This is a genomic window from Bradyrhizobium sp. T-12 (genome assembly GCF_058314695.1).
On record NZ_CM177756.1, the window covers coordinates 529,439 to 544,082 of the forward strand.

Genomic DNA, 14,644 nt, shown 5'->3' on the forward strand with positions numbered 1-14,644 from the left:
CGAGACGCTGGCTGCGGGATCAGCCCGCAGCAGAAACCGCGCGCTGCGCCATCACCTTGATGAGATTGGCGCGGTACTCCGCCGTGCCGTGGATGTCTGCCAGCAATCCGTTCGCCGAAATGCTGACGCTATCGATCGCCGACGGCGACCAGTTCGATTTCAGCGCCGCTTCGATCGCGGGCACGCGCATCACGCCGCTTTGCGAGGCGCCGGTGGCGGCCACCCGAACCTCGCCCGACTTGGTCTGCGCGACGAACACGCCTGTCAGCGCGAAGCGCGAGGCCGGATGCCGCATCTTCTCGTAGCCCGCCTTCGCCGGCACCGGGAACGACACGGCGGTGATGATCTCGCCGTCTTCGAGCGCCGTCGAGAACAGGCCCTGGAAGAAATCCTCCGCCGCGATCGACCGCTTGTTGGTCTTCACGGTGGCGCCGAGCGCGAGCAGCGCGGCGGGGAAGTCCGCGGCCGGATCGTTGTTGGCGATCGAGCCGCCGATCGTGCCGCGATAGCGCACGGCGGGGTCGCCCAGCACCGAAGTGAGATGGGCGATCGCAGGGATAGCCTTCTTCACATCGGCATTCGTCATGATGTCGTAATAGGTCGTGGCGGCCTTGATGGTCAAAGTGTCGCCCGACAATTCGACGCCCTGCAGCTCCTTGATCTTGCCGAGGTCGATGACGTCGGAGGGGCTGGCGAGGCGCTGCTTCATCACAGGCAGCAGCGTCTGGCCGCCGGCGAGGAATTTTGCTTCGCTGCTCTTGCCGAACAGGCTGACGGCCTCGTCGACCGAGGAGGCGCGATGATAGGTGGTCTGGTACATCTTTGATGCTCCCTCTTAAGCCGCGTGGATCGTGCGCCACACCCGGTCAGGGGTCGCGGGCATTTCCAGATTGTTCTTGCCGATGGCATCCGTGATCGCGTTGATCACGGCCGCTGACGCCCCGATCGCGCCGGCCTCACCGCAACCCTTGATGCCCAGGGGATTGCCCGGGCACAGCGTCGTGGTGTGGGAGAGGTTGAAGGAGGGCACATCGTCGGCGCGCGGCATGGCGTAGTCCATGAACGAGGCCGTGACCGGCTGGCCGCTGGCATCGTAGATCGCGTGCTCGAGCAGCGCTTGCCCGATGCCTTGAACGAGGCCGCCATGGACCTGGCCCTCGACGATCATCGGGTTGATCAGCCGGCCGAAATCGTCGGCGGCGACGAAGTTGACGAAGGAGGTCTTGCCGGTGCCGGGATCGACCTCGAGCTCGCAGATATAGGTGCCGGCCGGGAAGGTGAAGTTGGTCGGGTCGTAGAAGGCGCTTTCCTTCAGGCCCGGCTCCATCCCGTCAGGCAGATTGTGCGCGGTGTAGGCGGCGAGCGCGACCATCGGCAGGGCAATCGCCTTGTCGGTGCCTGTCACCTTGAACTCGCCGTTCTCGATGACGATGTCGGCCTCGGAAGCTTCCAGCGCATGCGCTGCAATCTTCTTGGCCTTCGATTCCATCTTCTCCATCGCCTTCAGGATCGCGGTGAGGCCGACGGCCGCCGAGCGCGAGCCATAGGTGCCCATGCCGAACTGCACCTTGTCGGTATCGCCATGGACGATCGAGACCTGGCTGATGGGAACGCCGAGGCGCTCGGCGACGAGCTGGCAGAACGTGGTCTCGTGACCCTGGCCGTGGCTATGCGAGCCCGTGAGGATCTCGATGGTGCCGACGGGATTGACGCGCACCTCGGCCGATTCCCACAGGCCGACGCCAGCGCCCAGGCTGCCGACCGCCTTCGACGGCGCGATGCCGCAGGCCTCGATGTAGCAGGACACGCCGATGCCGCGCAGCTTGCCTTGCGACTTGGCTTGCGCCTTGCGCGCGGCAAATCCTGCGTAGTCGATCGCCTTCATCGCGGCATCGAGCGAGGCGTTGAAGTCGCCAGTGTCATAGGCCATGATCACGGGCGTCTGGTGCGGGAACTGGGTGATGAAGTTGGTCCGCCGCAGCTCGGCCGGATCGACCTTGAGCTGCCGCGCCGCCGTCTCCATGAGACGTTCGACCAGGTAGCTCGCCTCGGGACGGCCGGCGCCACGATAGGCATCGACCGGCGTGGTGTTGGTGTAGACCCCGATTACCTCGGCATGGATCGCCGGGATGTTGTACTGGCCCGACAGCAGCGTCGCGTAGAGATAGGTCGGCACCGACGACGAGAACAGCGACATGTAGGCGCCGAAATTGGCGTAGGTCTTCACCTTGAAGCCGGTGATCTTGTTGTTGGCGTCGAACGCCATCTCGGCATGGGTCACGTGGTCGCGGCCATGCGCGTCGGTGAGGAAGGCCTCGGTGCGGTCGCCGGTCCATTTCACGGGACGACCGACCTTCTTGGAGGCCCACAGCGCCACCATCTCCTCGGGATAGATGAAGATCTTGGAGCCGAAGCCGCCGCCGACGTCAGGGGCGATCACCCGCAGCTTGTGCTCGGGTGCGATGTTGTAGAACGCCGACAGCACGAGGCGGGCGACGTGCGGGTTCTGCGACGTCGTATAGAGCGTGAAGTGCTCCTCCGCGGCGTCGTAATCGGCGATCGCCGCCCGCGGCTCCATCGCGTTGGGGGCGAGGCGGTTGTTGGTGACGTCGAGCTTGACCACATTGGCGGCCTTGGCGAAGGCGGCGTCGGTGGCGCCCTCGTCGCCGATCACCCAGTCATAAACCTGGTTGCCGGGCGCTTCGGGATGAAGCTGCGGTGCGCCCGATTTGATCGCGGCCTGGACGTCGGCGACTGCAGGGAGTTCTTCATAATCGACAACGACAGCTTCCGCGGCATCGCGCGCCTGATTCTTGCTTTCGGCGATCACGACCGCGACGGCTTGTCCGACGAAGCGCACCGTCTCCGGCGCCATCGCCGGCCAGGCACCCATCTTCATCGGGCTGCCGTCCTTGGAGGTGATGGCCCAGCCGCAGATGAGGTTGCCGACCTTGTCGTCGACGATCTGCTGGCCGGTAAGCACTGCGACCACGCCCGGCATCTTCAGTGCGGCGGACGAATCGATCTTCTTCACCCTGGCGTGGGCGTGCGGGCTGCGGATGAAATGGGCATGGGTCATGCCCGTCAACTTGATGTCGTCGACGTAACGGCCCTTGCCGGTGATGAAACGCTTGTCTTCCTTGCGCACGACGCGCGCGCCGATACCTTCAACACCCATGTCTGGTCCTCCCGACCGGAAATTTCATGGCTGCGCTCTCCTTCGAGAGCGGCAGCAGTGATTCTTTTCGAGGCGTGCCGCTTTACTCGGCCGCCTGCGAGACCTTCATGCGACCGGCTGCATCCAGCACGGCCTTGACGATGTTGTGGTAGCCGGTGCAGCGGCAGATATTGCCTTCCAGCTCGCTGCGGACGGTGGCCTCGTCGAGCTGGCCACCATGGCGATGCACGATGTCGATCGCCGACATGATCATGCCCGGCGTGCAATAGCCGCACTGCAGGCCATGATTGTCGCGGAAGGCGGCCTGCATCGGGTGCAGCTCGTCGCCCTTGGCGATGCCTTCGATGGTGGTGATGCTGGCGCCGTCGGCCTGGCCCGCCAGCATGGTGCAGGATTTCACGGCGCGGCCGTCCATGTGCACGACGCAGGCGCCACACTGGCTGGTATCGCAGCCGACATGGGTCCCCGTGAGGTTGAGGTGATCGCGCAGCAGATGGACCAGCAGCGTGCGGTCCTCGACGTCGACAGCAACGGCCTTGCCGTTCACCGTCAGTTTGACTGTAGACACGTGACGTCCTCCCAGAGTGATTTTGATTGGTTCTAATTAGAGACAGCGCAACGGAACTTTGCAACTGGCATTTTGGTGACCTCGCGTCATGGAAAGGTCATCGTGGCGGCCGTCGCGCGTTGCGCGATTCGATCAAGCTGCTCCGGGCCGTCGCCAACATGGGGCGCAGCCGCACGGGAAGGTCTGGAAAGTTCGGTGTCGCGCCTGCAGGCAACGTCGCAGCATCGACGCCGTGCATCGCCGCCGCTCGCGCGCGAGTTCAGCCCTGCCGCACGTGATTCTCCCCTTGGATGTCTTGTTCCTTAGGCTGAATAGGAGCACGCGCCCGCGGCTTTGTAATCGCGATCTTGGTAGTAGGTGATTGAGAGCTAAGTCATTGATTTTGCTGCGGGCGGGCCGGAGCGTTGCCGGCGCTCCCCCTCCTGCTTCCTTGGCGATTGATCGACGGCGGGTGCCGCCTTAGTCCGCGCTCAACGATCCCGAGATTCTGAAACGCTGCATTCCCGGCTGCCAATCGCTCGAGATGACCTCGCCCACGGAGATGACGGCAATTGTTGTGCTGAAGGTTGGTCCGGTGAAGGTGACGTTCAGCGGCAAGGTGACGCTGACCGATATCGATGCGCCGAGCGGCTACCACATCGTTGGCGAGGGCGCCGCCGATTTTGCCACGGGCGGTGCGAAGGTCGCCTTCGCGGAAGAAACACGGGACATCACCATCCTCCATGACGAAGCCGAGGCGCAGATTGGCGGCACGCTCGCACAGCTCGGCGCGCGATTGATCGGTTCGACGTCACGCAAACTTGACGCGAACGTCTTCGAAAACTTTGCGGCGGTGGTAGCGCCATCATCGTGACCTCCGCGCGATTGCGGCACGATGCTGCCTGAATTCGATGACGCGTTTCGAGCTGTAAAACAAGGGCAAGACGCGAGGCAGGACAACGAGATGGGCGACGAAATTCGCCAATGATTTGCACTACTACCTTCCGCCTATACTAAGCGCGAAACGTCGATGCTGTAATTTCGAACGATGGCTCGCAGACGAACTGCGCATCATGAGCGCAATGCGCTCAGGCGTCCAACGTGGCGTGCACAACAACATCGTGGAGGGAATACATGACCTTTGAAACGAAGGGGTTCTTGGCTGGCATCTCGATGGTTGCGATGCTCGCCGCCGTGACGTCAGGCGTTCGCGCCAACGACTCGCTGATCAAGGCGCAGTCCGACCAGAACCAGTGGGCCGTTGCCGGCCACGACTACGGCAATACGCGCTACAGCCCGCTCAAGCAGATCAACACGGAGAACGCCGGCAAGCTGACGCTGGCCTATTCGTTCTCGCTGGCATCGCTGCGCTCCAACGAATCCTCGCCGATCGTCGTCGGCAACACGCTGTACGTGTCGAGCTCGTGGGGCCCGAAATACGTTTACGCGCTCGATGCGGCGACCGGCGCGCGCAAGTGGACCTGGGAGCCGGAAATTCCCGAGGACGTGCTGCAATATGCCTGCTGCGACGTGAACAATCGCGGCGTCTCCTATGCGGATGGAAAGATCTTCGTCGGCCGTCTCGACGGCAAGCTGACGGCGCTCGATGCCGCGACCGGCAAGTCGCTGTGGACCACGAAGGTGGTCGACTACAAACAGGGCTCGGTCATCACCTCGCCTCCGCTGGTCGTGCGCGACAAGGTCATCACCGGCTTCGGCGGCGGCGAGTATGGCGTGCGCGGCTCGTTGCAGGCCTTCGACATCAACACCGGCAAGCAGCTGTGGCAGACCTTCACGGTTCCCAGCCCGGACGAGCCCGGCGGCGACACCTGGAAGGGCGATTCCGCCCAGCACGGCGGCGGTGCGGCCTGGCTGGTCGGCTCCTACGATCCCAAGACCGATACCGTCTATTGGGGCACCAGCAATCCCGGTCCGTGGAACACCGGCGTCCGCTCCACCGGCGACGGCAATTTCGGCAAGCTGACCAACCTCTACACGGCGTCGACGCTCGCGCTCGATCCCAACACGGGCAAGATCAAGTGGCACATCCAGACCACGCCGGCCGATGCCTGGGACTATGACGGCGTCAACGAGGCCGTGCTCGCGGATCTGAAGATCGGCGGCAGTACCGTTCCGGCGCTGATGAAGGCGGACCGCAACGGCTATTTCTTCGTCGCCAACCGTGAGACCGGCAAGGTGCTCTCGGCCGAGAAATACGTCTTCTCCAACTGGGCCAAGAAGTGGGACGTCGCCACGATGCGCGCGGTCGAGGATCCCGACAAGCGTCCCGGCCCGAACCATCCCGCCAAGGACATCTGCCCGAACCTCATCGGCGGCAAGAACTGGCAGCCGATGTCCTTCAATCCGCAGACCGGGCTCGTCTACATCCCCTCGAACAATGTCTGCATGGACTGGTCGGTCTCCGACGTCGCCTACAAACGCGGCGTGTTCTATCTCGGCGCCGAATTCCCGACCAAGGAAGGTCCCGGCGGCTTCCTCGGCGAGCTCGTGGCCTGGGATCCGATCGCCCAGAAGAAGGTCTGGTCGATCAAGGAAGACCTGCCGTTCAACGGCGGCACGCTGACCACCGGCGGCGGCCTCGTATTCGCCGGCAACATTCATGGCGACTTCCGCGCCATCGATGCCAAGTCCGGCAAGGTGCTGTGGAGCAAGAATCTCGGCTCCGGCATCGGCGCAGGTCCGGTGACCTACAGCGTCGACGGCAAGCAATACGTCGCCATCGTCGTCGGCCGCACGGCAGCATTGCCCGCGTTCCTGGGCGAGGTTGGAAAGAAGATGACGGCCGCAGCCCCCGAGGGCGGTTCGCTCTTCGTGTTCTCCGTCCAGTGACCACTCGCGCGCGTATCCCGAAGGAGACGGGATACGCGCGTGCTTTTCTCGACATCGCGCGGCGACGGCACCAGTCAGATCCTGTGCCGCAACGCCTGGTCCATCAATTCCCAACTGCCGGAGATGAGGATGCGTCCGATCAATCCAGCTAACGGCAAGAGCCGACATCACACCATCGCGGGACGGCTCGCATGGCTCGCCGCGTCTGCGGTGATCGCATCGACCGCATTGGCACATGCCGACGACACAAAACCGTTTCGCCTGTGCGCCGATCCGACCAATCTGCCGTTCTCGAGCGATAATCCGTCGCAGCCCGGCTTCTATGTCGAGATCGGCCAGGCGCTGGCGCAGGCGCTCGGCCAGCCCATCACTTACGACTGGTACAAATCCTATTTCGGCAAGCGCACCGTGCGGGTCACGTTGCTCGGCAAGCAATGCGACGCCATGATCGGCCTGCCGCGCTCCGAGGATTTCATGGGGCCCGCCGTCATCTTCTCCAATAGCTTCGCGAAGGAGGGCTATGCCCTGGTCGCCGCGAAGGGCCAGGCGATCGGCGGCGTGGACGACCTCAAAGGCAAGCGTGTCGCGGTCCAATACGCCAGCACGCCGCAAAACCTTCTCGCGACACGTGACGACGTCCAGAAGGTGACCGTGCTGTCGCCCGAGGAGGCCATGCAGGCGCTCGACCAGGGCAGGGCGGACGTCGCCTTCATCTGGGGGCCGGTCGCCGGCTGGCTGAACATGACGACCTACGGGGATCGCTATCAGATCCGGCTCACCGAAGGCGAAGGCCTGTCCTGGGATGCCGCGATCGGTTTTGCGAAGGGATCGACCGAGCTGCGCGACCGCGTCGACGCGATCCTGCCGACACTTCAGAAGACGATCGCCGATCTCGCGGTGAAATACGGCCTGCCGGCCGGACAGCCGGTCCGCTTCGGAACGGCCGAGGCGGTGCCGGCGGGGACCACGACCGGGACCGGACCGGGGCCCGCTTTGGCGCAAGTCGCAAACGTGGTGGCAACCGAGGCCAAGGGCGATGCGACGGCGCCGAATGCGGAGATCGCCGGTGCGGGCAAGGAGATCTTCAACGGAACCTGCGCGCATTGCCACGGCCCCGACGCCATTCAGAGCGAGCGGAAGATCGATCTGCGGCTGTTGCGTCACCGCTACGGCGACGACATGCGCGACACCTTCTGGAAGACCGTGCATGACGGGCGCCCCGCCAAGGGCATGCCGGCGTGGAAGGAGGTCTTCACCGACACCCAGTTCGACAGCATCTATTCCTTCCTGATGACGGTCCAGGTCGAATCGAATGACTGAACGCCCTTGACCGCACGCGATCGGGAAGATGTGGTAGCATCCACCTTGCATCTTCCCGGCGCCGGACCGGTCCAGGAGGGGTGCGCTGCTGCCGCTCGCGCGGTGGATCCTTTGGAAGGCGCCATGGCCAGCTTCCTGATCATCGACGATCATCCGCTGTTTCGCGAAGCGCTGGGCAATGCCGTGCGGCTGGCCTTGCCCGAGGCCCGCATCCTGGAGGCGATGTCGATCGAGGACGCGCTGGACATCCTGTCGGCCGAGCAGGGGATCGACCTCGCGCTGCTCGACCTGTCGCTGCCGGATGCGACCGGCTTCTCCGGTTTCCTCCGCTTGCGCGAAACTCACCCGCGCCTGCCGGTCGCCATCGTCTCGAGCGAGGAGGACCAGCACGTGGTCCGCGAAGCACTGGCGCTCGGCGCGGCCGGCTATCTGCCGAAGTCGACGTCGAAGCGCGAGCTGGCCCAGTCGATCGAGGGCGTGCTCTCCGGATCGGTCTCGGTGCCGCGGGATTTCGTGGCGACGCCGCAGCGGCGAAAAGCCGAGACCAGCAAGGCGCTCGAGGTCAAGCTGCGCGAGCTCACGCCGCAGCAAATTCGGGTCCTGGACCTGCTTCGGCGCGGCTATCCGAACCGGCAGATCGCGCAGGAGCTGCAACTCGCCGAATCCACGGTCAAGGCGCACATCACCGAGATCCTGCGCAAGCTAGGGCTATTCAGCCGCAACAAGGCGATCATCGAGATCGGCAAGATGGAGCTGCCCGACCCCAGGAACCGGCCCTATGCGCGGGCCGACCGCGGCAGGCCGCAATGATCCACCCCGCCATTGTTGACTTCGATCAAGCCGGCGCGCGCCGGCTGATACATTCTCAAAAGAGTTCGACATCCGGCAGATATTTGGAAATGGCTGACGCGTGATGCGATTTCTGATTGTCGAAGACCATCCGCTGTTCCGCGAGGCGCTCGAAGGCGCGTTGCAAATGGTGGCGCCCGAGGCCGAGATCCTGCAGGCGATGTCAGTCGACGGCGCGCTCGAGCAGCTGTCCGCGGGCGCCGAGCTCGATCTCCTCCTGCTCGATCTGTCGATGCCGGGCACGACCGGCCTCTCGGGCATCGTTCGCATCCGCAAGGCCTTCCCGAAGGTCCCCGTCGTCGTCGTGTCGGGACATCAGGATCCCAGAATCATCTCCGGCGCCTTGTCGCTCGGCGTCGCCGGTTACATTTTCAAATCCTCGTCCAAGCAGGAACTCGCCCAGTCGATCGGCGAGGCGCTGAAGGGGCTGGTCTGTCTTCCCGACGCCTATCGTGCCCTCCGGCCGCAACGTGCCCCAAGTCCCGCTCATGATCTGCTGAAGCGGCTGCATGATCTGACACCGCAGCAATTGCGGGTCCTCGAAATGCTCAAGCGCGGCCTTCAGAACAAGCAGATCGCCTTTGAGCTGAAGATTTCCGAGACCACCGTGAAGGTCCATGTCTCGGACATCCTGCGCAAGCTGAACGTCGTGAGCCGCACCAAGGCGATCGTCGAAATGTCCAAAATCGATTTTGCGACGCTGGCGAGCGACGGGGGCCGTGCCAAGCACGATCGTGCCCAGCCGGATCAGCCGTGACGCGAATGTCTTCCGGTCCTGTCGCGCCGATCGACGGCCGCTAGATCGGCAAGTAAGTCATGCCATTGGCGGAATGTAATTTAGTACCGCTACTGTGCATGGGGTTGTTTTTCGATATTTGGTTTGGCGCCCCGGCGCAGGGAGCTAGCTCAGCAGGAACGACAGCAGCGCGCGCATCTCGGCGGGCTTGACCGGCTTCTTCAACACTTCGAGGCCGGAGAGGCTCGCCTGCTTGGCGGCCTTCTCGGAATAGTCGGCGGTGATGATCATCGCGGGCACGTCGAGCTTCAGGTGCTCTCGGATATCGGCGATCGCCGACAATCCGCTTTCGCCGTGATCGAGATGAAGGTCGGCGATGACCGCGTCGGGTGCTCCGCCCAGCTCGCTGAGGCGCAGCAGCGCGTCCGCCGCCGATGGCGTGGTCGCGACGTCGCAGCCCCACCCTTCCAGCAGGGCGGCCATGGCCTCGGAGCCGGAGGGATCGTTCTCGACCAGCAGGATCTTGGCGCCTTCGAGGCCGCCATATTGGCGTTCACTGAGCTTGGTCTCGTGCACCTCGTCGCTGACCTCGGCGAGATCGGCCGGCTCGAGCTCGAGGACGAACGTCGAGCCCTTGCCGACCTGCGACGACAGCCGCACCTCGTGTCCGAGCACGGTCGCGAAGCGGCGGACGATGGACAGACCAAGCCCGAACCCGGCCTGGTCGGTGGCACTGGCTTCACCGCGCTGGAATTCGCGAAAGATGGCCTCTTGCTGCGTCTGCGCAATTCCCGGTCCGGTGTCGGAGACCTGGACGCAGATGCGGCCGTCTCGCCGCCTGCAACCCATTACGACGCCGCCGCTGCGCGTGTAGCGGATGGCATTGGCGAGCAGATTTTGCAGGATGCGCCGGAGCATCATCGCGTCCGACCACACCGCGAGCGGCGAGTTGCGGATGCGCAAGGACAGGCCCTGCCGCGCAGCGAGCGGCGCGAATTCGTTGTGAAGCTGCTCGAACAGCGGCGCCAGCGCGAGCGGACGCACTTCGGGTCTGAGCGCGCCGGCGTCGAGCTTGGCGATCTCCAGCAACGACCGCAACAGATCTTCCAGCGTCACCAGCGAGCGGTCGACCTGGTCGATCAGAAGGCCAGCCTGCTGTGCCTCCATCATCTCGGCTAACGCCGAGAGCGTCAGCCGCGCCGCGTTCAGCGGCTGCAGCAGATCGTGGGTGACCGAGATCAGGACGGACGATTTGAGCGAGCTTGCGGCCTCGGCCTGCTGCTTGGCGCGATACAGGCCCTCATTGGCGCGTTCGATCGAATGCAGTGCCTCGCGCAACTGGGTGGTCCGGTCCCGGACCTGGCGGTCGAGCGCGATGGCCGTCTCGAACAGCGAGAAGGCGTTGAGCTGCTGGTCCATCGAGCGCTCGACGCGGGACATCAGCGCCGCATTGATCTTCCTCAGCTTCGCGGTTTCCCGCTGCAGCTGCTCGACCGTGTCTGGCTCCTGCAATAGCTCGGTCACGAGGGACGCCTGCCGATGGCGACGCCCGTGAACGTCTGATTCACGTGCATCGATCCGAACTGCTCGCCATAGGTATGAAAACCGACGACGCGATTCTGGCGGTAGAGCTCGGACATGTCGCGGGCGAGCTGGTGCTGTTCGGCATCGAGCCGGCGCAGCAGGCATTCGAAGCCGATATAGAGCGAGACCTCGCCGATCTGGTCGCGCGTTTCCGCAAAGGCCTCGCGTGTCGTGCCGACCAGGCTGCGCGATGTCGCGGCGGTCAGCACCATGCCTTCGTCGATCGCGCAGAAGAAGTGCAGCGACCCGTCGGGTTCGACGCGCTGGATCGACCGGGCGTAGTAGGAGCCGCCGACGCGGACCAGGACGGGATGCGAGGCGAACGAGAACGGGTCGAGCTTGGCATCCATGATCCCGACGACGCGGGAATATTCCTGCGCCGCGGGCTCGGCGTTCAGCTCCCTGACGGTTCGATTCTCGATGTCCGCCTCGGTGACCACCATCTTCTGGGGCCGCGGTTCGAAATTATCGCATTTGAAGACCCGGAACGGCAGCGACGTGCTCAGGAGGATCAGGAGGGCGGCGTTGGTGTGCGCCTTGCCGTCGAGAAACACAAAGGTCCGCTCGAAGCGCATGCCGTCGCCCGCAGAACCCCCGACGATGGGAATGTCGTCCAGCGAGGCATAGATCGCGGACATCACCGCTTCTTCCCGGCCGCACAGGCCGTCGATCAGGACCAGGCCGAACGAATTTCCGCGCTCGACCTCGGGGGATGCCCGCAGCAGCTCCTGCCGGGCCTCGGCGCTGATCCTGCGGCCGTCCTCGACGTGAAAACCATCGAGATTGAGAATGGGCCGCACCACGGCCGCAAAATCGGTGCGACTGAAGGCGAGCGCGACGACGCTGTTCTCGTCCCAGCCGTCGGGCGCCAGCTCGCCGGCGGTGGTGCAACCGCAGACCGGGATCCCGTCAAATTGCCGGCTGATCTCCGCGATGAATTGGTGCGGATCGTAGCTCGGGGAGACGAAGAGCAGGAGCAGCGCCAGCTCATCGGATGGGAGCTGAGCGGCGAGGTCGGCAACGGCTTGCTCGACGCCCGCGGCCTTCGACTTCGCGACGGCAACGCCAGACGCACCGCCAAACCGAAAGTCGGTTTGCCCCACTCCGTTTCTCCCTCAAGGACCCGCTCGGTCTGATGCCGTGCCTGACAAGTGCCCAGAGAGTATGGCCTTTTTCGCCTGGTCGCAACATGGCGGCGAGAATCGCGGAACGTGCGTTCCGCGCGCCAGGCGGCCCTCGGCCACGAATTTACCGCCCCTTGACGATTGTGCCCTAATTTTCATCGCGGGTCCGGGAGGGGCTGCTCCCGGGCAGCGTTGCACGTGCAAGAACTGATCTTTGGGGGTGGGAATGTCCGGGCGTACCGCGTCGTCGTCTAAGCGCACACTGTTTCCCACCCTGAGGTTCCGCGCCAAGATCATCCTGGGCTTTGCGGTCGTGCTCGCCATCTCGGCGGTGAGCCTCGCCTTCGCCTATTTCGGCTTCGAGCGTGTGTCGGAAGGCGTAGGATCCTACCGCAGCAGCGTCTCGGAGGCCGATCTCGCCCGCAATATCGATCGCGAGCTGCTCGGCTATCGTTCGGCCGCGCGTTATTTCGTGGTGACCGGCAAGGAAGACGACGCCAAGGCGGCGCTGGACGCCGAAGCCAGCCTGAAGAGCGCGATCGATCAGGCGATCCAGAACGCGAAGAACCCGGCCCGGCTCGAAAGCCTCAACAAGCTGGCGAAGGAATTTTCCAACTTCTCGGCGACCTTCGCCAAGATCTTGCAAGCCAAGCGCGACAGCGCGCTGCTGGTCCAGAACCAGCTCCAGCGCAACGCCAATCTGCTGAAATACAAGCTCGACGACATCGGTAACAACGCCTCCGACTCCGAGGCGCAGGCGATCGAATTCGGCACCAAGCAGGTCAACGCCCAATTCCAGACCGCGAGTGGAGCCGCGGGCAACTTCATCCTCAACTCGGACCAGGCCGTCGGCGCAAGTGCGATGGCGCGGCTGAAATTCGTCGAGAACTCGCTCGGCGCGGTCTATTCCATGGACGACAAGATCGTCACCGGCCTGAAAGAGGCCAAGGCTCTGCTCGGCGCCTATCGCGATGCGCTGGAAAAGCTGATCGCGAAAGCGAAATTGGTCGACGAGCTCGTCACCGAGATGAGCGGCTCGGCCGGTGCGATTCTGCAGGGCGCGACCGCCATGAAGGCGGATCTCGTCGCCGAACAGCAACGGCTGGACCAGGAGTCGGAAGCGACCATCGGACGGACCGAGCATCTGGTTCTGATCCTCGCCATCGGCGGCACGCTGCTCGGCGCGGTTCTCGCCTTCCTGCTCGGCACCGGCATCTCGCGCCCGATGATCGCGATGTGCAAGGCGATGCGCGAGCTCGCCTCGGGCAATTTCGACGTGGTGCTGCCGGGTCTCGGCCGCAAGGACGAGATCGGCGAGATGGCCGGTGCGGTCGAGGAGTTCAAGGTTCAGGCTGTCGCCAAGGCCGAGCGCGATGCCGCGGCCAGCGAAGTGCAGAACCGCGAGCAGGCCGCAAGCCGCCGTGCCGAGCTGATCCGCTTTGCCGATGATTTCGAGAGCGCGGTCGGCGCGATCGTGTCCAACGTCTCGGCCTCGGCCGTGCAGCTGGAATCGGCCGCGTCAACGCTGACCCGGACCGCCGAGACCACCCAGAGCCTGTCGAGCCAGGTCGCGGACGTCTCCGAGCAGGCCTCCTCCAACATGCAGTCGGTCGCCACCGCGACGGAAGAGCTGTCGGCCTCGGTCGAGGAGATCGGTCGCCAAGTCCGCGATTCCAGCCGTATTGCGGAAGCTGCCGTGGTGCAGGCCAAGGAGACCGACGGCCGCATCGGAAAACTCTCGCATGCGGCGCAGCAGATCGGTGAGGTGGTCAAGCTGATCACGGCGATCGCCGAGCAGACCAACCTTCTGGCGCTCAATGCCACCATCGAGGCGGCGCGCGCCGGCGAAGCCGGACGTGGCTTTGCGGTGGTTGCGAGCGAAGTGAAATCGCTGGCGAGCCAGACCGCGAAGGCGACGGACGAAATCTCTTCGCACATCGCGGGGATGCAGGGCGCAACGGCGGAATCGGTTGCCGCGATCAAGGAGATCGGAGCGACCATCGGCCAGATCTCCTCGATCTCGACCTCGATTGCCAGCGCCGTCGAGCAGCAGGGCGCGGCGACGCAGGAGATCGCGCGCAGCGTCCAGACCGTGGCACAGGGCACCCAGACTGCGGCCACCGACATCGGCCAGGTCAACCGCGGCGCCGCCGAGACCGGCTCGGCCTCGGAGGAGGTGCTGCACTCGGCCAAGACGCTGTCATCCGAAAGCACCCGCCTGCGCGCCGAGCTCGATCGCTTCATGGGCAATATCCGGGCAGCGTAAGGCGCGCTGTTGCGTCATATCCAACTGTCGTCCCCGCGCACGCGGGGACCCATAACCACAGGGAGCGGCTAAGGAGCGAGCGGGTAACTCCGAGTCTTCGCCACACTTCTCCCTGTGGCTATGGGTCCCGGATCTGCGCTTCGCTTGTCCGGGACGACAGCGGAGATTGGCGCGCGGATCAATTGTAACG

At 64.4% G+C, this 14,644-nt stretch carries 11 protein-coding genes; 6 read left to right on the forward strand and 5 right to left on the reverse strand.

Features of this window, described 5'->3' with window-relative positions; genetic code table 11:
- Positions 1–19: 19 nt before the first annotated feature.
- From AC0WRY_RS02540 to AC0WRY_RS02550, 3 genes are all read right to left on the reverse strand, one after another.
- Positions 20–820 carry an FAD binding domain-containing protein gene (locus AC0WRY_RS02540; protein ID WP_194405537.1) on the reverse strand — a complete coding sequence of 267 codons (801 nt, stop codon included), beginning with the start codon at positions 818–820 and terminating at the stop codon, positions 20–22.
- Positions 821–835: 15 nt separating this feature from the next.
- Positions 836–3,178, reverse strand: a complete 2,343-nt coding sequence (locus tag AC0WRY_RS02545; protein WP_194405538.1) for a xanthine dehydrogenase family protein molybdopterin-binding subunit — start codon at positions 3,176–3,178, stop codon at positions 836–838.
- An 82-nt stretch (positions 3,179–3,260) separates the two neighbouring features.
- Positions 3,261–3,746 (reverse strand): (2Fe-2S)-binding protein, encoded by a 486-nt coding sequence (locus AC0WRY_RS02550; RefSeq protein WP_194405539.1) that lies wholly within the window; start codon positions 3,744–3,746, stop codon positions 3,261–3,263.
- Positions 3,747–4,269: 523 nt separating this feature from the next.
- On the opposite strand from AC0WRY_RS02550, the gene AC0WRY_RS02555 reads away from it, so the two are divergent.
- The 5 genes from AC0WRY_RS02555 (at position 4,270) to AC0WRY_RS02575 (ending at position 9,501) form a co-directional block, all read left to right on the forward strand.
- Positions 4,270–4,599, forward strand: a complete 330-nt coding sequence (locus tag AC0WRY_RS02555) for an SRPBCC domain-containing protein (protein WP_491122611.1) — start codon at positions 4,270–4,272, stop codon at positions 4,597–4,599.
- A gap of 260 nt (positions 4,600–4,859) precedes the next feature.
- Positions 4,860–6,575, forward strand: a complete 1,716-nt coding sequence (locus tag AC0WRY_RS02560; protein WP_246776401.1) for a PQQ-dependent methanol/ethanol family dehydrogenase — start codon at positions 4,860–4,862, stop codon at positions 6,573–6,575.
- Positions 6,576–6,614: 39 nt separating this feature from the next.
- On the forward strand, positions 6,615–7,895 hold the full coding sequence (locus tag AC0WRY_RS02565; RefSeq protein ID WP_246776402.1) for a c-type cytochrome: 1,281 nt from the start codon (positions 6,615–6,617) through the stop codon (positions 7,893–7,895).
- A 123-nt stretch (positions 7,896–8,018) separates the two neighbouring features.
- A complete protein-coding gene (locus AC0WRY_RS02570; RefSeq protein ID WP_194405540.1) occupies positions 8,019–8,705 on the forward strand; it encodes a response regulator in 687 nt (228 codons plus the stop codon).
- A gap of 103 nt (positions 8,706–8,808) precedes the next feature.
- Entirely contained in the window at positions 8,809–9,501 is a 693-nt protein-coding gene (locus AC0WRY_RS02575) for a response regulator (RefSeq protein WP_194405541.1), read from the forward strand.
- 144 nt (positions 9,502–9,645) lie between these two features.
- Here AC0WRY_RS02575 and AC0WRY_RS02580 read toward each other — a convergent pair whose 3' ends face one another.
- The gene (locus AC0WRY_RS02580; RefSeq protein WP_194405542.1) at positions 9,646–11,004 is read right to left on the reverse strand and encodes an ATP-binding response regulator; all 1,359 of its coding nucleotides are present in this window, start codon (positions 11,002–11,004) and stop codon (positions 9,646–9,648) included.
- Positions 11,001–12,167 carry an FIST N-terminal domain-containing protein gene (locus AC0WRY_RS02585; protein ID WP_194405543.1) on the reverse strand — a complete coding sequence of 389 codons (1,167 nt, stop codon included), beginning with the start codon at positions 12,165–12,167 and terminating at the stop codon, positions 11,001–11,003. Before AC0WRY_RS02585 ends, AC0WRY_RS02580 begins: the two co-directional genes overlap by 4 nt.
- Before the next feature lie 247 nt (positions 12,168–12,414).
- On the opposite strand from AC0WRY_RS02585, the gene AC0WRY_RS02590 reads away from it, so the two are divergent.
- Positions 12,415–14,454: a methyl-accepting chemotaxis protein gene (locus tag AC0WRY_RS02590; RefSeq protein ID WP_194405544.1), complete on the forward strand. Its 2,040-nt coding sequence runs from the start codon at positions 12,415–12,417 to the stop codon at positions 14,452–14,454.
- Positions 14,455–14,644 lie beyond the last annotated feature (190 nt).